Here is a 17,794-nt window from a genome sequence, read left to right as displayed (position 1 = left end):
TCATTTGCATTTTTTTCACTATTAAAAAAATTTACTCTAGCGAAAAACACTTGGACTATCCTAAAATTTTACAAAAAAAAAAAAACCTCGGCAAGCCGAGTTTAATCCTTTATTCCTGTAAGTCTGCCGTTTCTTTCCTAAAAATAAATAAGAGGATGGCAGCAAGGACAGCACAGACAGTACTGGCTCCAAATGCAGCTAAAGGTCCGTAAGCTTGCCAAAGATATCCGGCGATTATGCTGGCGGGAAGAGCAGCTATTCCAGTTATCGCATTGAATGTTCCTAATGCAGTTCCCCTTTTACCTGAAGGCACAATATCGGCAATATAAGCTTTTTGTATTCCTTCAGTTGCAGCGTAATATAAACCATAAAAGATAAACAAAATCCAAATCCCAGTGCTGCCATGGACCATTCCAAAACCTAAATAAATAAGTGCAAAAATGATATAACCGGATATAAGAATAGGTTTCCTTCCTATCCGGTCTGAGAGAATCCCAGCGGGCAGAGAAAACAGGACATAAGTTATGTTAAACACCAAATAGGCGAGCGGGATATAGGCTTCCTTCATTCCGACATTTTTAGCCTGTAAAATAAGGAAAGCATCAGATGAATTTCCCAAAGCAAACAAGGCGGAAATAAGGGTAAATCCAATGAACTCGCGGCTCATCCCCTTAAAACTTATTTTCGGCAATCCTCTGTGAATCTTTTGTTCTTTTGGCTGTTTCTCCTTCAGAAAAAAAATTAGGACAAGGACAGCCAAAATACCGGGAATTGCTGAAGCCCAAAAAACCATCCGATAATTACCTTCATAAAAAGATAGAATCAAATATGCAGCAAGCGGTCCAATCGCTGCGCCCAGTGTATCCATTGAACGGTGAAAGCCAAATGCCTTCCCCCGCTCTTCCTTGGACGTTGAATCAGCAATTAAAGCATCCCTTGGTGCGCCTCTTATCCCTTTGCCAAACCGGTCTCCAAATCTTATCAGCAGTACATGCCAGCCTGAGGAAGCTAGTCCGAATAAGGGCTTTACAAGATTTGAAAAACCGTATCCTGCAATCATTAATGGCTTTCTTTTTCCCATTTGGTCAGAAAGCCAGCCCGAAAACAGCTTAAGTATGCTTGCTGTACTCTCAGCGATACCTTCAATTATACCTATTGTTCCTACCTGGGTATGTAAGGTTCCGGCTAAAAATAAAGGAAGAATGGGAACAATCATTTCACTAGAAAGGTCTGTTAGAAGGCTTACCATACCTACCCAAAAAATGACTGAACTCATTCCGATAACCTTTTTTGTCTGAGTAGATTCCATTCCATGGCCCCCTATCCGCTGCAATAATAGTTCGGGCAGAAAGCTTTTATGCTCTCTGCCCTTCTTTTCATTTTAATATAATGTATCCAATATACCCAAGTTTTACCCCTTATTCTTTACATAGATGGCTTCAGACTTCTGAGAAACCCAAAGATTGGAAATCTCGAATACTATACCATAAATAAATGTAATCAGGAACATGGAGCCAATCATATCGAGTATTACATGTTGTTTTACAAAGAGAGTTGAAATAATGATCAGAGATCCGATTAAATGAATAGAAATATTATTTAATAGATGCTTATTCTGAAGATTCAATGATCCTAGCATAATAGAAAAGGTTGTTAGCACATGAATACTCGGAAAACAGTTATAAGGCTGGTCGTTAGCATAAATCATTTTTACCAATTGAATCATCAGGGTATTGCCCTGGGGATTAGGCCTTGGTACAGTAGTTTGAAAAAAGAAGTAGATTGTAAAACAAACTAGTTCGGCTAAAACTATCATTATTAAGGTTTTAATAAATACTCTGGTATCTTTAAAGCAAAAGTAGACAAGGTACACGAACATATAGGCATACCAGATTATATATGGAATAATGAAAACAGGAATGAATGGAATATTATGATCCAAAGAAGTAGAAATATCGGCCGGTTTTTGTGGATGTTCATTCAACACCTGATAGATTAACCCCATCACAGGCCAAACAGATAATAAAAGCAAATAGGGAGCTTTTAACAGATATTTTTTCATTTTGTATCCTCCCTTTTTCTATATGATTTAATACCTATATACCCACCAGGATATTTGTCGAATCATCTTTTATTGTATCATAAATACCCCTTCTTTGGTTTATTTTACCAATATATTACGAACCTAAAAGTGATCACTTACCCACCACTAGCCCATATACTTATTTATTAAAAGAAGCAGGAGATGTGCATATCCCCTGCTTAAAAAGTTTATTTAATTAAGTTGGCCGCTTTTTCTGCTTCCTTTATAATTCTCCCCATTAGCACACTTGCCGTTAAGTTCCGTGCGAGCCGCACACTTTGTCCCGACCAAAGTGAAAGGTACTCGGGGTTTTTTTGTTCTCCGGCCAATTTACGAATTCCTTTGGTTAGAGTGTTCTGTATTGGATATGGCGGCAGTGAATTTTCAAGATCCCTGGACCTGCGTATAAATTCATTTTCAATACCTCTTGCTAATTTGCCTGAAAAAGAACGGGTTAACACGCTCTGTGTTTCTGTTGAAGAAAGAAGCTTATCTTTATAAACCTGCTGGGCGCCGCTTTCCTGTGTAGTTAAAAAAGCAGTGCCCATTTGTACTCCTTCTGCCCCAAGGATTCTGGCAGCAAGCAATCCCCTGCCATCCATAATTCCTCCTGCTGCAATAACTGGTATTCGAACGGAATCGGAAGCTTGCGGAATAAGTGCCATTGAGCCAATTAGGCTTTCCGGGACTCCCATTGTGAATGTACCTCTATGTCCCCCAGCTTCACTTCCCTGCATTGTTACAGCGTCCATTCCTGCTTCTTCATTAAGAATGGCTTCATCCACTGTCGTAGCAGTCCCCATTACAATGATTCCTAATTCCTTTAAATCTTGAATGCTTTCTTTACTCGGCAATCCGAAAGTGAAGGAACAAACCGCTACTCCTTCCTCTTTTACAACCTGTAATTGTTCGTTAAATACATCGAAGTCCCCTTCATAGTCTGGGAAATCTGGATAATCAAAGCTTTTACCAAGCATAGAGGCCATTTCTCTTGCATGCCTAATACCTATTTCCAGCTCGTCCTGGCTAGCTTTGTAACTGGAAGGAACAAATAAGTTAATTCCAAAGGGTTTATCCGTTAGATCCCTAATTTCTCGAATCTGTTTGCGAATTTGTTCAGGGGTCATATACCCGGCACCTATCGTTCCCAGCCCTCCGGCGTTTGAAACCGCAGCTGCCAGTTCAGAAGTAGTTGGACCTCCTGCCATTGGTGCCTGAATGATTGGATAATTAATTTGGAGCAATTCCGTAATTCTTGTCTTCCACATAATGCTTCCTCCTTTTATAGAAACGTTTATTCGATTTATGTTAAGGATTCAATATCAGCTTCTTTACCAGTTACCCTGTTTTTGTTTTGTTTCCAATGAACAATTAACAGCATCGGCACTCCCAAAATAGAAAGAGCGCCCACTGTACTGAACACCATGAACGGATGATTGTAACCGAAATGATCCAGAAGGAAACCGCCGAGAGCCGGACCAGCCACCTGCCCAATCTGAGTGAAGCCCATGGCTCCAAAATATGTCCCACGGAGATTTGGTTTTGCAATCGCATCCATAAAGACATCTGTCATGGAAAACATTAATACTTCACCAATGGTAAACAGGAAAACCATAATAATCCAAACAGGGATTGATTTAGCAAACCCAAAACCTAAAAGGCTGACACTGCTAACAATATTGCCAAATAGGATACTGAAAATAGGGGAATTTTTTTTTCCTATTTTCAAAAGTGGATATTGAATAAAAATTACGATAGCTGCATTTAAAGCCAAAAGCAAAGAAAACAATTGGGCTCCGTTTTTTATAGAATCTGAGTTGGACAAGTATTGAGGAAGAGTAGAACCAAACTGTGAGTAGCCCAGTGTAGCCAAAATCAGTCCGATTAAAGAAAGCAAAAGGATGGAATCCGCCCGTGCAATTTGGACAGCTTCCTTCATAGTTACAGGTTTTTGTATGGAAGATGAAGCTGATATTTCCAATTTGGAATTTCGAAAGGTTAATACTAATGAAAGACCATAGATGATGTATACCCCCGCCGCAATAAAAAAAGGAAAGGTTGTTTTAGACGATCCCAAAAAATAACCTAGAAGGGGTCCAAATATTACCCCTAGATTAATCGCGGTATAGCGTAAATTAAAAATCGCCAGACGGTTTTTTGGTTCTGTCAGATCGGCCAGTAAAGCTCTGGAGGTTGGTTCGAAAACAGAGCGGCAAAATCCATTCATTGCGTTAATAATAAAGAACCCTGCCACGGTCTGAACTATCCCGAAGCCAACAAAAACCATTGACCATATAAAAATGCTTATATACAAAACTATTTTTCTGCCAAACCGGTCTGATAAATATCCTCCAAAAAAACTGGTGCAAATGCCAATTAAGGCACTTATAGCAATAATCATACCTGTTTTAGACGAGGAAATATGCATTACTTTCGTTAAATAAATGGCCAAAAAAGGGATGCTCATAGAAGTGGCCATCCGGCCAAACATTGTCCCAATAATAATATTCAATATTACGGGATGCAGATTTTTTAATATTTTCATTTGTTGTACTCCTGAGTTAGTTTAAAAATAATAGAATTATCTGGCTTATTTTACCCGGTTTTTGGGTATTCGGCAAATAAGTTCCTTATCATTCATATAAAGAAAAACCCCATATTCTCGGAAAAATAAGATATAATAAGTTGAATCTTTGAATAGAGAATATCCTCTAACATAAACGGAAAAAAATAATACTCTAACTAATAAACGAAAAGGAATATCCATATATGACCAAAAAGAAAATGGCCTGGATTACGGACAGTACCGTATATATGACAAAGGATTTAATAGACAATACCGATGTTTATGTTGTTCCGCTTGATATCATTTTTGGAACTGAAGCATTTCAGGATGGTATCGATTTAGACACAGAAGAACTTTATTCGCGAATAAAGAAAGAAAAAGACATCCCGAAAACCTCACAACCTTCTTCGGGCAAATTCTTAAGCTTATTTGAAAAGCTGAAGGAAGAATATGAAGGTGCAATTGCCATCCATATTTCAAGCCAGCTTAGCGGTACCCTTTACAGCTGCAAGTCAGGGGCGGAAATGGCTGAATTTACGCTTGAAACGATTGATTCCAAATCAATGGGTTATGCTATAACCTCGTTATTGAAGATGGGTATTGAATGGGAAAAAGAAGGTCTCTCTCTAGAAGAAATTTCAGCTAAACTACAGGAAGAAACAGAGAATCTTGAAAACTATATACTCCTGGGAAGCCTTGAGCAATTTTATAAAGGCGGACGAATGTCAGGTACTCAATACCTCTTAGGAAATATTCTTCAAATAAGACCTATTATCCGGATGAATCGAAATGGTGAATTTGAGCTTTATGAAAAGGTCCGTACAGAGAAGAAATCCGTGAACAGATTAATTGAACTTCTCGGTGAAAACATGGAAAAGTTTCATATTTCCGAGGTTCAAATCATGCATGGAAATGTTCCACAAAAAGCTAAAGAATTAGAACAGAAAATTAAAGCAGCTTTCCCTTCAGTTAGTACAGTAATAGGAGAAATCAGTTCCACCATTGCCGTTCATTCCGGTGAAGGAACTCTTGCTATCCAGTTTCATAAGGAATCGATAAAAGTATAAAGTACAAAGAGGTTGTTCAGTTTTGGGACAACCTTTATTTATTATGATAATAATTCAATAATATCAATCAACAAATTTAATAGAATATGTATCCCAATGGGAACGAGTAATCTGTTTGTTTTGTAAAAGGCATAACTTAAAATAATGCCAACAAAAAATAAATTTAAAAAAGCTTGCCATGATAAATGAATGGCTGAAAAAATAACCGCAGACAAGAGTATTCCTATAAATGGATTTATCCTGAGGATCAGGAATCTGGCTATGATCCTCCTAAATATAATCTCCTCTACCATTGGCGCAAAAAAGGCTGAAGATACAATTAACAAAGGAATAGCCTTTATTAAGCTATCTGAAGCTGCTCCCTCTGGTTCTATTCCCAAAAAACTCTCTTTTAATAGCACAGCAAACTTTTGGGCAGCTATTACAGCAATAAAACCTCCGATTATCCAAAGAATAGCTTTTCCAAAAGAAATCGATCTCCCTTTAAATCCAGGCTTTCCCAGATCTCTTCTTAGCATAAAAATTAATAGTATTAAAATAATAGGGAAAATCCCTAGATTTATAATTGCTCTTGTTTTTATATCAATATCAATATAATCAAGAAAGGCTTTTACTCCAAAGAGACTCATAAAGTAAATGATAAGTGCATATATTTCCGATCGTTTCATTGAAATACCTCCTTCATCCTTCATTCTTTTTTTAAAAATGAAACCCACCCCGCTTAGTGCAGGATGGGTAATTCCTTTATTTTCTTTCTGACCAGGAATACATATAGTTGGGATCTTCTATGTTACCTGCATTTTTTACTATTTTTAAAGGATGGAAAGTATCGATCATGACAGCTAGCTCTAATGTTTCTTTTTTGCCAATACTTCCTTCCGTTTTTCCAGGATGCGGTCCATGCGGAATGCCGGATGGATGAAGCGTAATGCTTCCTACCTGAATTCCTTTACGGCTCATAAAATTGCCTTCAACGTAATAAAGCAGTTCATCACTATTGACATTACTGTGATTGTACGGTGCCGGAATAGCCTCCGGATGATAGTCGTAAAGGCGCGGGACGAACGAGCAAACAACAAAATTATTCCCCTCAAATGTTTGATGAACAGGCGGCGGCTGGTGGATTCGCCCTGTTATAGGCTCAAAATCTTCAATATTAAAAGTCCATGGATAAAGATAACCATCCCAGCCAACTACGTCGAGAGGATGGTGGCCAAGGATATGAGAGTTGATACATCCCCTGGATTTGGTCAGCACCTCGAACTCGCCTTTTTGATCAAAGGTTTCTAGCTTCTCTGGCCCTCGGATGTCCCGCTCGCAAAAAGGACTGTGTTCAAGTAGCTGTCCATACTCATTCCTGTACCTTTTTGGTGTGGTGATCTGGCTGAAGGATTCAATAAACAGAATTTTGGTCGTTTCATTTCCTTCTGGAATCACCCTGTATATGGTACCGATTGGAATAATTATATAATCTCCTGGCCTGTAGGAAATAGTACCGAACATTGACTCTACCTTTCCAGACCCTTTATGAATAAAGAGCATCTCATCTCCATCGCCGTTTCGGTAAAAGCTCTCCATTGGCTCACTTACGTTAATGGTTCCAATCAGTAAATCCTGATTTCCAAGTAAATACTCCCTGGCATCTAGTGCATTACCTGTTATCGAAATATTATCAGTAATAAAATGGCGGTGTTTAAGAGCTGCCTGCTCTTCGTATTCGGGCAGATAGCTATTAACTAATTCTGCCCTTACCACTTTAGTTGGCAGGTAATGGTGGTAAAGAATGGATTGCGAACCAGAGAATCCTCGGGTACCCATAACTTGTTCTCTGTATAACGAGCCATCCTCCTTACGAAAGATTGTATGCCGTTTTTTTGGAATTTGGCCCATTTGGCGATAGAACATTTTTTCACCCCTATTTATTCTATTGTATTTTTCAAAACTCCAAGTTTTTCAATTTGTAACTCTACTTCATCCCCTGGCTGCAGCCACCGGTGTGCATCAGCTCCTAACTCAAGTATGCACCCTGTTCCTACTGTCCCTGATCCTATGATTTCCCCAGGATAAAGAGTAACCCCTGCAGAAGCCCTTTCAATCATTTCTCCAAACGAATAATATAACTCTCCCATATTTCCCTGAGATAATAATTTTCCATTTACAAATGCCTTCATTTGAAGATTGTAGCCCTTGCCTTTTCTGTCATCCTCTAATTCTTCTTTTGTTAAAATCCAAGGTCCGGTTGAAGTGGCAAAATCTTTACCTTTTGCAGGACCAAGGCCCACCTTCATTTCTTTTCTTTGAAGGTCCCTGGCACTCCAGTCGTTCAAAATCATAAATCCAAAAATATAATTTTCTGCTTCTTCTGCCGGGATATCACGACCCTCTTTTCCTATTACAGCCGCAACTTCAAGCTCATAGTCCAGCCATTCACACTCAGCGGGTTTATTAATACTTTCTTCCGGCCCTGTAATGGCCATATGGTTTGAAAAATAAAAAACGGGAATTTCATACCATTCAGGAACCATTTCCAGTCCCCGATTCTCCCTTGCTGTTTTAACATGCTGTTCAAATGCATAGAAATCACGAAAGCTTTTGGGTTTTGGCAGCGGAGCCAGCAGCTTAATACTTTCAATGGGATAAGTCCCCTTATCAGATAATTTTAAGGAAGTCAGGTCCTTTACTTTGTCTTCGTACAAGGACAATCCTTCAAGAAAATCCAGTAAATTATCAGGAAGTTCACTACATGTAGCTTCATGAATATCGATGACAAAGCCGTCCTCTGAAAGAATACCGCACCTCTGTTTTCCATCTTCTTTTAAAAAACTGATCCATTTCATTGTTATCACCTTGTTTCTGTTTTACGAATTAATTCAAATAGGTCTGCAAGCGGGTTTGTATATGTATTCCCTGCCATCCTGCCGACCGGCTTTAGCTTCTGGCTGTCAATTCTTCCGTTGTCGTACAACTCATCATTTATATGGACATGAAGAACTTTTCCTATAACAATGCTTCCTGCTCCAGGCCGATCTCCAAAGTGGAGAACCTGTTCCAGTCTGCATTCAAGATGGACGAGAGATTCTTTTATTCGAGGCGGGAAAACAGCAACACTTTTTTCCTTCGTTAATCCCGCTGCTTCTATTTCATCTACCTCGGCAGGGTATTCCGGTGCACAGTCATTCATTTGTACAGCCAAGTCCTGGCTGACAATATTGATGACAAACTCTTCTGTTTCTTCAATATTTATGAGAGTATCTTTCTTTGCACCATCCGTCCCTCTTCTCATTGGTGAAAAGCAAATCAGCATGGGATCCGCACATATGGCAGTAAAAAAACTGAAAGGTGCAGCATTTGCAATTCCGTCCTTACTGGCTGTCGATACAAATGCAATTGGCCTGGGCAAAATCGAGCCAACAAGAAGTTTATAGGCATCACGCCATTCCAAGCTTTGTGGGTTAATTTCCATGGTACATAACCCCTTTCCTTGAATAGGTATTAAGTACTTGCAGAAATCTATTATTTATCTCTCTTTGACCCAATGTGACCCTCATACCGTTTGCAATCCCAGGGATCGGCATTGGTTTTACCACAAGACCTGCCTTTAAAAGAGATTCAAATATAGCTGGGGCCTGGTCATTTAAGGGGACAAATAGGAAATTGGTTTCTGAAGGAAGCGAATTAAATCCAGCTTTTCTCAATCCGTTACTTACATATTCTCTTTCCCTAGAATTATCTTCAGAGGACCTTTGAACAAACTTCTGGTCCATCAGTGCTGCTGAAGCAGCAGCCTGTGCAAAAACATTTATATTGAATACATCCTTAGCCTTTTTTAATTCCTTTGCAGTTTCCGGGTGCATCACTCCATAGCCCACCCGCAGTCCTGCAAGTCCATATATTTTTGAAAAAGTCCTTAAGACTACAAGGTTTGGAAACTGTTCCACCAAAGGAATCGCTTCGAGGTAATCAATCGATGTTACGTACTCGGCGTAAGCTTCATCAATCACTATTAAAATATTTTCTGGGACAGAATTAATAAAATTAAGGAGTTCTATTTTTCCTGTAATTGTTCCAGTTGGATTATTAGGGTTACAGATAAAAACCATTTTTGTTTGTGGCTTAATCTTTGCTTTCATGGCATCCAAATCATGTATTCCATCCCTCAGAGGTACGGTAACAGGAATACCGCCTTCGATAACGACATTTGTTTGATACCTTGGAAATGTAGCTGCTGCCATGACAGCTTCGTCATTTTTATTGATAAAAGCTCTAGTCAAAATACGAATGATTTCATCCGATCCATTTCCAATAATAAAATGATCCTCCGGCAGCTGATGGAAGGTAGCGAGCTTTACAGCAAGATTGGTGCAGCTGCCATCAGGGTAAAAATGCATCTTTTCCGTTTCTTTTAAAATAACTTCCTTTACAACCGGCGAAAAACCATATGGATTTTCATTGTCAGACATTTTAATCATCTCTTGAACGCCATATCTTTTACAAAGCTCTTCTAGCGTTTCTCCCGTCTGGTATGGAACCATACGCTTTAATTCATTTCTCGGCTTAACTAGCATCCTAGCTTGCCACCCCCTTCTATTAGAAAAACTTGGCATTCTCAAAGTCCTTTTGGCAGCCTTAGTTTTACTTATCACGCTCAAATCGGCACATCCTCGAAAAAGCTATGCTTTTTCTTCGTGCGAGGCAAAGCTGACGTAGCTTTCCTTGTCCTGTGCTTTCGCCTGACTAGGACTTCCTCGGAAAAGCAGGTGCTTTTCCTTCGTGCGATGATAATGCTGACGAAGCCTTCCTTATCCTGTCCGTCGTGCGTTCAAAATTTTGGGATGTATATTCTGATTAGTTAAAAAAGGGAGAATATATTCTCCCTTTTTTAATCTATGAACGAATCTGCTCTATAGATTCCCACGTTTTTCTTGTTCACGCTCAATTGACTCAAACAAAGCTTTAAAGTTTCCTTCTCCAAATCCACGGGCGCCTTTACGCTGAATAATTTCAATAAATAGTGTAGGACGGTCAACAATTGGTTTTGTAAAGATTTGCAGGAGATATCCTTCATCATCCCGGTCTACCAAAATGCTTAACTCTCGCAGCTTTGCGATATCCTCGTCGATTTTTCCTACTCGCTCACCAAGTGCCTCATAATAAGAATCTGGAGTGGACAAAAACTCAACCCCGTTGTTTTTCAATGTTGCTACTGTGGAGAGGATATCCTCTGTCAGGATGGCAAGGTGCTGTACTCCAGCTCCATTGTAAAACTCAAGATATTCCTGAATTTGAGATTTACGTTTACCTTCTGCCGGCTCGTTAATCGGGAACTTTATTCTTCCTCCGTTATGCATTACTTTCGACATAAGCGCGGAGTATTCTGTACTAATATCATCATCGGTGAAGTGCTTCATTTCCTTAAAACCCATCACCTTTGAATAGTACTCTACCCACTCATCCATGCTTTCTACATTGCCAACTACGTGATCAATACCGATTAAACCTGCATCTTTAACCGGAAGGCTAAAGGTATATGGTTCAAAGCCAGGCATAAAGACACCGCTGTAATTTTTTCTTTCCACAAGAGTATGAATGGTATCACCATATGTGCCTAGGACAGCCTTTTTAACGGATCCATTAGCATCACTGAGCTCAAAAGGGGCTGCAATAGCGATCGCACCGCGCTCTACTGCTTCATGAAATGCCTTTTCTACATCATCAACAAGGAGTGCCACATCCTTTACTCCATCACCATGTGTCTTTACAAAGGATGCAATTCTGCTTTTTTCTGTTAGAGAACCTGTTATTACCAGCCTGATTTTCTTTTGCTGAAGCACATAGGAAACTGTTTCGCGGTTCCCTGTTTCTAAGCCAGAATACGCCACAGGTGTAAAACCGTATGCTGTAGCAAAAAAGTGGCATGCTTGTTTAGCATTTCCTGTGTAGATCTCAAGGTAATCGACATCTTTTACTGGAAAAAAGTCCTCCGTTAAAGTTTCTGTTTTTAAAATTTGTTCTTTCATATGTAGCCCTCCCAAGTATTTTAATTTTCTGAATTAATAGTATTAAAAATCAATTGATCTTTTCAAGAGTTCGTTCTAAAGCTAAAACGCTTTTCTGTATTAAAGAAACTTTACTTTCATCTTTTCACTTTTTGGCTTCGGCGGAATGTGTATTGCCTTTCCATTCAGCATTTCGGCAGCTTCTAACACTGCCTCGCTGATACTTGGATGAGGATAGAGAGGGAAAGTTAAATCTTCATCCCTTGCTCCCATTTCAAGGGCAATAGTTCCAGCTGTGATTAATTCAAGTGCCCCTTCACCAATCATATGGATACCAAGAATTAAATGAGTATCAAACTCGGAAACTACTTTTATAAACCCTTCTTTTTTTCCGGACAGGGTAGAATAACCGTTCGACATAAGTGGAAATTGGCCGATTTTTATATTAAGTCCCTGTTCTGCAGCCTCTTCCTCAGTTAATCCCACTGTAGCAATAGGCGGGAATGTATGAACTACTATAGGCATAAAGCGCAAGTCGATCTCAGGAGAGAGTCCAGCGATTGCTTCTGCTGCAGCTTTACCCTGACTGATTGCCTTAATTGCCAGAGGAGGACCCTCAGTTATATCTCCAATAGCATATATATTTGGCATTGAAGTTCGGCACTGCCGGTCTGCCTGAATGAATCCTGCCGAGTTCATTGCTATTCCAAGCCGGTCTGCGCCAATATCATACGTATTTGGCTTGTTTTTTGATGAAATAAATAAATGGGTGCAAGTAAGAGTTCTTTCCTCACTGCCAGATTTATAGGTAAGTATTACACCTTCCTGGTCTGTTTTAGTACTTTGTATCTCAGAATCTTTAAGAATCGTAATTTTTTCCTTCTTAAAAATTCTTTTTATTTCTTTGGATATCGCTGAATCAAAGCCAAAATCATTTTTTCCTTTTTCAAGCAAAAGGGTTACCTCAGAACCCAAGGCTCTGTAGGCCGCAGTTATTTCCAGCGCATTTACGTCACTTCCATATATCGCAAGATGTGCAGGAATTTGATCTAAAAAAGAAATCGTCCACTGATTGTGTATTCTTTTCCCGTCAAAAGAGATGCTCGGAGTCACATCAGGTTTTGCTCCTGCGGCAATAATGGCATTTTTAAACCGGTAAACCTCAAAACTGTCACCATTCTCTACTCCAATTCGATCAGCTGATAAAAAATATGCACTTCCTTTAAGGAGCTCTACTTTGTTAGCCTGGCAAAGTGCCTCAATCCCTTTTTTCAACTGATCCATTACTTTCTTCCGATTAGAGGCCTGCTTTTCCATATTTATTTTCAAATGACTAATTTCAAAACCCATATTGCCCGCACTTAAAATTTCCCGATGTTTTTTCGCCTGGGCCGCCAGAAGCTTCGAAGGAATACAGCCTTTATTTAGACAGATTCCTCCGAGTTCTTCCTTTTCAATGAGAGTAACTTTTTGGCCGAGCTGGGAAGCCCGAATAGCTGCATGATAGCCCCCTGGGCCGCCGCCAATAATGACCAAATCACGTTCATGGGCCATTTCTCCAACGACCATTTAAATCAACTCCAGTAAAAGCTTTTTAGGGTTTTTAATATACTGCGAGAATAGATTCGTAAACCTTACTGCTGTTGCCCCGTCTGCAACACGATGATCAAAGGACATCGAAATGTTCATAACAGAACGAATAGCAATCTGGTCATCCTCCATTACTACCGGCATTTTTTTTGTTTTATGAAATGAAACCAATGCAACCTGTGGATGCTGGATAATAGGCGTTGCCCCAAGGCTTCCCCCCAAAGGACCTACATTACTGATGGTAAAAGTTCCTCCTGAAATATCATGAATAGTTAACTGGTCCCTTAAGGCTTTCTGGGTTAGATCCTTCATTTCCTGATGTATTTCGCGAAGTGACTTTTTGTCGATATCTTTTACAACGGGTACAATCAAGCCATCTTCAGTATCAACTGCAACACCAATATGGTGCTCAGTTAAAAGCCTAATCCTTTCTTTCTCTTCCTCCAGCACGGCATTAAAAATCGGGTATTTCTTTAGGCAAACAGACAATGCTTTCATGAAAAATACAGTAGCTGAAATGTTTTCTTTATCTTTCTTTAACTCTTCCCGGAACTGGATCAATTCTGTTACATCTACTTCCTCAAAATGCGTACAATGGGGTATTGTGTAAACAGAATGTTGCATTTTCCTTGCTATTTGTTTTCTGCGGCCACGGAAAGGCAGTGTATTGTCCGTGTTCTTCTCTTCTTTTTCTGACACAATTTCCGGTTTTTCCTTTATGACAGTGACATATAATTCTTCCTTTTGTTTTTCTTCGTTATGTTGGCTGATGTACTGGTATACATCCTCGTCAGTAATCCTCCCTGCCGGCCCAGTTCCCTGGATTTTTTCAATTTCTACTTTATTGTCCCTTGCTATCTTTCTAGTAAATGGAGACGCAAGAATTCTTTTATCTTTTATTTGGTTACAATTATTTAGAACACCATTTGATGTTTCTAATACCTCCTGGTGAAAAGATGTTTTTTCAGGTAATGGAATGGCTGGCTGATTTACTCCTGATGCATCAGCTATTTCAAGAATTAATAATGTTGTTCCCACCTTAACCGTCTGCCCTTCTATCACCTTAAAGGCACCTACTCTTCCTGAGGCTGGCGAGGGGATTTCTGCTGTCATTTTGTCGGTTTGTACTTCAAGAAGGGGATCATCTGCCTTTACCATGTCTCCCGGCTTTACGAGAAAACAGTTGATATCAGCCTCTGTCATGCCTTCTCCAATATCATGCAGTTTAACTTCCAACTTGGTTCACCTCCTTAAAAGCGAATTACTTTTTCAATTGCATGAACGATACGTTTGGCATTCGGCAGGTAATGGTCCTCGAATCCAAAGTAAGGTACTGGTGCATCGAAGCCTGTAACTCTTTCAGCCGGTGCTTTTTGATAAAGAAAAGAGGTGTCATTGATAATCGACATAATGTCATTCCCCACTCCTCCTGTCCCATGGGCCTCATGGACAATGACGGTCCTCCCTGTTTTCTGGACAGATTCCGCAATAATATCGCGGTCGAGCGGATAAAGTGTTCTTAAATCGATTACCTCGCAGCTAATCCCTTTTTCTTTCATTTCCTCTGCTGCTTTGATGGCTGGCGGAACCATTGCACCCCAGGTGAGAAGAGTAACATCGAAGCCCTCGACCAGCTTTTTGCCTTTTCCGATTTCAATAGTATATTTTCCTTCTGGAACTTCCTCCCTGACTGACCGGTAACACCTCATTGGTTCAAGGAAAAGAACAGGATCAGGATCCTCAATTGCAGCGATCAGCAATCCTTTAGCATCGGCCGGTGAAGAAGGGCAGACCACCTTAATTCCCGGCATATGGGTAAATAGAGCTTCCGTACTGTCACAATGGATTTCTGGTGCTCTGACACCCGCACCATAAGGCGCGCGGATAACCATAGGTACAGTGAAATGCCCTAATGTTCTCATCCGAAGACGGGAAGCGTGTGTCATGATTTGTTCGTATGCGGGATAAATAAATCCAAGAAATTGAATTTCGGTGATAGGAATAAAACCATTAACGGCCATCCCTATAGCGGCTCCAATAAAACCAGCCTCACTTAATGGTGTGTCCATTACCCTTATCTCTCCGAACCTTTCCTGTAAGCCGTCTGTTGCTCGAAAAACCCCCCCGTTTTTACCGATATCTTCACCCATAAGGATGACATTTGAATTATCTTCAAGCATAATCGCCAAGGCATCGTTTACTGCCTGGATGAAGGTCAAAGTTTTCGTTCCTGTTGCCGTGCTCATTCTATTCCACCACCTATCAAGGCAAGGTATTCTTCTTTTTGCTTTTGAAGTGGCCAGACCAGTTCAGCGAAAACGTAATCAAAAATTGTGGCCGGATCAGGGGGAGGGAACGCTTCCATATCCAATACAGCCTGATCAATTTCTCTGCTTGCTTCTTCTTCAATCGACTTAATCCATTCCTCGTTATAAATCCCTTTATTTTTCATTAATCGGTCTAATCTTTTCAAAGGATCCATTTGTTCCTGGAAAATTTTACTTTCTCCCTGATTCCTGTATTTTGAGGGGTCGTCAGCAGTGGTATGGGCCCCCTTCCTCCAGGTTACAGCTTCTATTAAAGTAGGCCCTTGACCGCTTCGGGCTCTTTCTAGTGCAATTAAGGTTTCAAAGTAAACAGCGAACACATCATTTCCATCCACTCTTACTCCGGGAATATCATAGGCAAGAGACTTTTGGGCAATGGTTTTTGAATTCATTTGTTTTTCTATAGGAACAGAAATGGCATAGCCATTATTTTGATTAAAAAAGACAACTGGAGCTTTTACGACACTGGCAAAGTTTAATCCTTCATGAAAATCTCCTTCGGAAGTAGCGCCGTCACCAAAATAAACAATGGCAGCATTTTTGTTCCCTTTTAACTTTTCTGCATATGCCGCACCGGCTGCATGAGGAATTTGAGTAGCAATCGGAATTCCGGGAGGGAAAATCTTCTTTCCTTCAGGCGGGATACAGCCCTCATTTCTACCGTTCCAGAACAGCAGGATTTGCCTTAAAGAATGTCCGAAAACCATAGCTGCACCGTGGTCACGGTAGGTTGGAAATAACCAGTCGTCTTTCTTTAAAGCATGAGCGCTGCCTGCCTGGGCCGCCTCCTGTCCTTCAAAAGGGGCATATGTGCCAATTCTTCCCTGTCTTTGCAGGCTGATTGCTTTCCTGTCGAAAAGTCGCATACGGATGATATGCTTATAAAAACTTCTTATTAAATCCTCTGTAATCTGGTCGTGATATTGTTCTTTTGTAATATTGCCGTTTTGGTCGATCATTTGTATAATCGGAAAGCTGGTTTCCATTTGATCACCTTACTTTCAATGATTTAAGAACGGACCGACCATTTAGGTCGCTTTGTATGAGAGAAAAAGCTATTTCTTTTTACTCTGGCAGCAATTCTGCTTTCACAAAAATAATTTGCTGCTTCAACTGTGGTTTTACCATCTGCCTCTGCATGACGGTAAACATCTGTAAGAGTTTCATAAATAGCCCTCGTTTTTTGAAGAACTCTCTCTTTATTTGGAGAATACAGCTCATCAGCTACCTGTATTAATCCTCCTGCATTAACGATATAATCCGGTGCATATAAAATTCCCCTAGCTTGCAGCATTTTGCCATGTCTAAGTTCCAGCAGCTGATTATTAGCCGAACCTGCAATTGCCGTAACCTTTAGCAGGGGGATGGTGTCATCGTTAATAATTCCGCCAAGTGCACAAGGTACGAAAACATCTGCCGGTACAGAATAAATTTCATCACTATTTACTGCCTTTATGCTGGCTCCCATGGACTTTGCTTTTTCTGATAGCCGGTCAATAGCATCAGGATTAATATCTGTCACATATAAATCTGCCCCTGCATCAAGCAGTTGCTCTGCAACCTTGAATCCGACTTTTCCAAGGCCCTGGATGGAGTAGCTTCTTCCAGCGAGGGTATCGGATCCCCAAATGGCACGATTTGTCGCCTGGATTCCATAGATAACCCCCAGTGCAGTTGGAACGGAGGAGTCACCGCTTCCGCCATAAGCTTCATCAACCCCTACAATACAATGAGTTTCCTTCATGGCATGGACAAAGTCTTCAGGGCTGGTTCCCATATCTGTTCCCGTGTAAAAGCTCCCGTTTAAAGAGTCAACGAACTGTCCGAAAGCCCTAAATAATTCCGGGCTTTTATCCTTGGTTGGATCTCCGATAATGACTGACTTGCCACCGCCAAAGTCAACATCCGAAGCGGCACATTTATAGGTCATTCCCCTGGAGAGTCTTAGAACATCCTCGAGAGCTCCCTCGGTTGATTTATAGGGCAGCATTCGGCAGCCACCGAGAGCAGGACCCAATTGTGTACTGTGAATCGCAATAATTGCTTTTAGGCCAGTAGCCTCATCATTACAAAAAACAACCTGTTCATGTTCGCTGATTTTTTGAAAGATATCCATGCTTGTTTTCTCTCCCTTAAAGGATGATAACGCTTTCATTTTTCTTTGC

General features: G+C 40.3%; 16 protein-coding genes. 1 reads left to right on the top strand and 15 read right to left on the bottom strand.

The features are described from left to right. Positions 1 to 109: 109 nt before the first annotated feature. From AC3WR0_RS17335 to AC3WR0_RS17320, 4 genes are all read right to left on the bottom strand, one after another. Positions 110 to 1,309 carry an MFS transporter gene (locus tag AC3WR0_RS17335; RefSeq protein ID WP_492553480.1) on the bottom strand — a complete coding sequence of 400 codons (1,200 nt, stop codon included), beginning with the start codon at positions 1,307 to 1,309 and terminating at the stop codon, positions 110 to 112. Between the two features lie 102 nt (positions 1,310 to 1,411). After that, positions 1,412 to 2,062 (bottom strand): phosphatase PAP2 family protein, encoded by a 651-nt coding sequence (locus AC3WR0_RS17330; RefSeq protein WP_492553479.1) that lies wholly within the window; start codon positions 2,060 to 2,062, stop codon positions 1,412 to 1,414. Positions 2,063 to 2,271: 209 nt separating this feature from the next. Next, complete coding sequence (locus AC3WR0_RS17325) at positions 2,272 to 3,351, bottom strand: NAD(P)H-dependent flavin oxidoreductase (RefSeq protein ID WP_492553478.1); 1,080 nt, start codon at positions 3,349 to 3,351, stop codon at positions 2,272 to 2,274. A gap of 35 nt (positions 3,352 to 3,386) precedes the next feature. After that, entirely contained in the window at positions 3,387 to 4,628 is a 1,242-nt protein-coding gene (locus AC3WR0_RS17320; RefSeq protein WP_492553477.1) for an MDR family MFS transporter, read from the bottom strand. Between the two features lie 224 nt (positions 4,629 to 4,852). Here AC3WR0_RS17320 and AC3WR0_RS17315 point away from each other — a divergent pair, with 224 nt between their 5' ends. Then, positions 4,853 to 5,716 (top strand): DegV family protein, encoded by an 864-nt coding sequence (locus AC3WR0_RS17315; protein WP_492553476.1) that lies wholly within the window; start codon positions 4,853 to 4,855, stop codon positions 5,714 to 5,716. 41 nt (positions 5,717 to 5,757) lie between these two features. On the opposite strand, the gene AC3WR0_RS17310 is transcribed toward AC3WR0_RS17315, so the two are convergent. The 11 genes from AC3WR0_RS17310 to AC3WR0_RS17260 all read right to left on the bottom strand — a co-directional run bounded on the left by AC3WR0_RS17310 (position 5,758) and on the right by AC3WR0_RS17260 (position 17,784). Continuing rightward, the gene (locus tag AC3WR0_RS17310) at positions 5,758 to 6,384 is read right to left on the bottom strand and encodes a CPBP family intramembrane glutamic endopeptidase (protein ID WP_492553475.1); all 627 of its coding nucleotides are present in this window, start codon (positions 6,382 to 6,384) and stop codon (positions 5,758 to 5,760) included. Between the two features lie 76 nt (positions 6,385 to 6,460). Then, positions 6,461 to 7,621, bottom strand: a complete 1,161-nt coding sequence (locus AC3WR0_RS17305) for a homogentisate 1,2-dioxygenase (RefSeq protein ID WP_492553474.1) — start codon at positions 7,619 to 7,621, stop codon at positions 6,461 to 6,463. Between the two features lie 14 nt (positions 7,622 to 7,635). After that, positions 7,636 to 8,553: a fumarylacetoacetate hydrolase family protein gene (locus AC3WR0_RS17300; protein WP_492553473.1), complete on the bottom strand. Its 918-nt coding sequence runs from the start codon at positions 8,551 to 8,553 to the stop codon at positions 7,636 to 7,638. A 5-nt stretch (positions 8,554 to 8,558) separates the two neighbouring features. Continuing rightward, on the bottom strand, positions 8,559 to 9,179 hold the full coding sequence (locus tag AC3WR0_RS17295) for a flavin reductase family protein (protein WP_492553472.1): 621 nt from the start codon (positions 9,177 to 9,179) through the stop codon (positions 8,559 to 8,561). Continuing rightward, complete coding sequence (hisC, locus tag AC3WR0_RS17290) at positions 9,169 to 10,281, bottom strand: histidinol-phosphate transaminase (RefSeq protein ID WP_492553471.1); 1,113 nt, start codon at positions 10,279 to 10,281, stop codon at positions 9,169 to 9,171. The genes AC3WR0_RS17295 and hisC overlap by 11 nt, the downstream gene beginning before the upstream one ends. Positions 10,282 to 10,617: 336 nt before the next feature. Further along, the gene (hppD, locus tag AC3WR0_RS17285) at positions 10,618 to 11,733 is read right to left on the bottom strand and encodes a 4-hydroxyphenylpyruvate dioxygenase (RefSeq protein ID WP_492553470.1); all 1,116 of its coding nucleotides are present in this window, start codon (positions 11,731 to 11,733) and stop codon (positions 10,618 to 10,620) included. A 99-nt stretch (positions 11,734 to 11,832) separates the two neighbouring features. Next, a complete protein-coding gene (gene lpdA / locus AC3WR0_RS17280; RefSeq protein WP_492553469.1) occupies positions 11,833 to 13,281 on the bottom strand; it encodes a dihydrolipoyl dehydrogenase in 1,449 nt (482 codons plus the stop codon). Further along, positions 13,282 to 14,538: a dihydrolipoamide acetyltransferase family protein gene (locus AC3WR0_RS17275; RefSeq protein ID WP_492553468.1), complete on the bottom strand. Its 1,257-nt coding sequence runs from the start codon at positions 14,536 to 14,538 to the stop codon at positions 13,282 to 13,284. Positions 14,539 to 14,552: 14 nt separating this feature from the next. Continuing rightward, positions 14,553 to 15,548 (bottom strand): alpha-ketoacid dehydrogenase subunit beta, encoded by a 996-nt coding sequence (locus AC3WR0_RS17270; protein ID WP_492553467.1) that lies wholly within the window; start codon positions 15,546 to 15,548, stop codon positions 14,553 to 14,555. Continuing rightward, positions 15,545 to 16,615 (bottom strand): pyruvate dehydrogenase (acetyl-transferring) E1 component subunit alpha, encoded by a 1,071-nt coding sequence (gene pdhA / locus AC3WR0_RS17265; protein WP_492553466.1) that lies wholly within the window; start codon positions 16,613 to 16,615, stop codon positions 15,545 to 15,547. The genes AC3WR0_RS17270 and pdhA overlap by 4 nt, the downstream gene beginning before the upstream one ends. Before the next feature lie 23 nt (positions 16,616 to 16,638). After that, positions 16,639 to 17,784: a Leu/Phe/Val dehydrogenase gene (locus AC3WR0_RS17260; protein WP_492553465.1), complete on the bottom strand. Its 1,146-nt coding sequence runs from the start codon at positions 17,782 to 17,784 to the stop codon at positions 16,639 to 16,641. Positions 17,785 to 17,794: the final 10 nt, after the last annotated feature.

The organism is Neobacillus sp. FW104-15D2, assembly GCF_058790155.1.
Note: the sequence above shows the minus strand (reverse complement) of the source record. Positions and strands in the feature narration are given on the sequence as shown.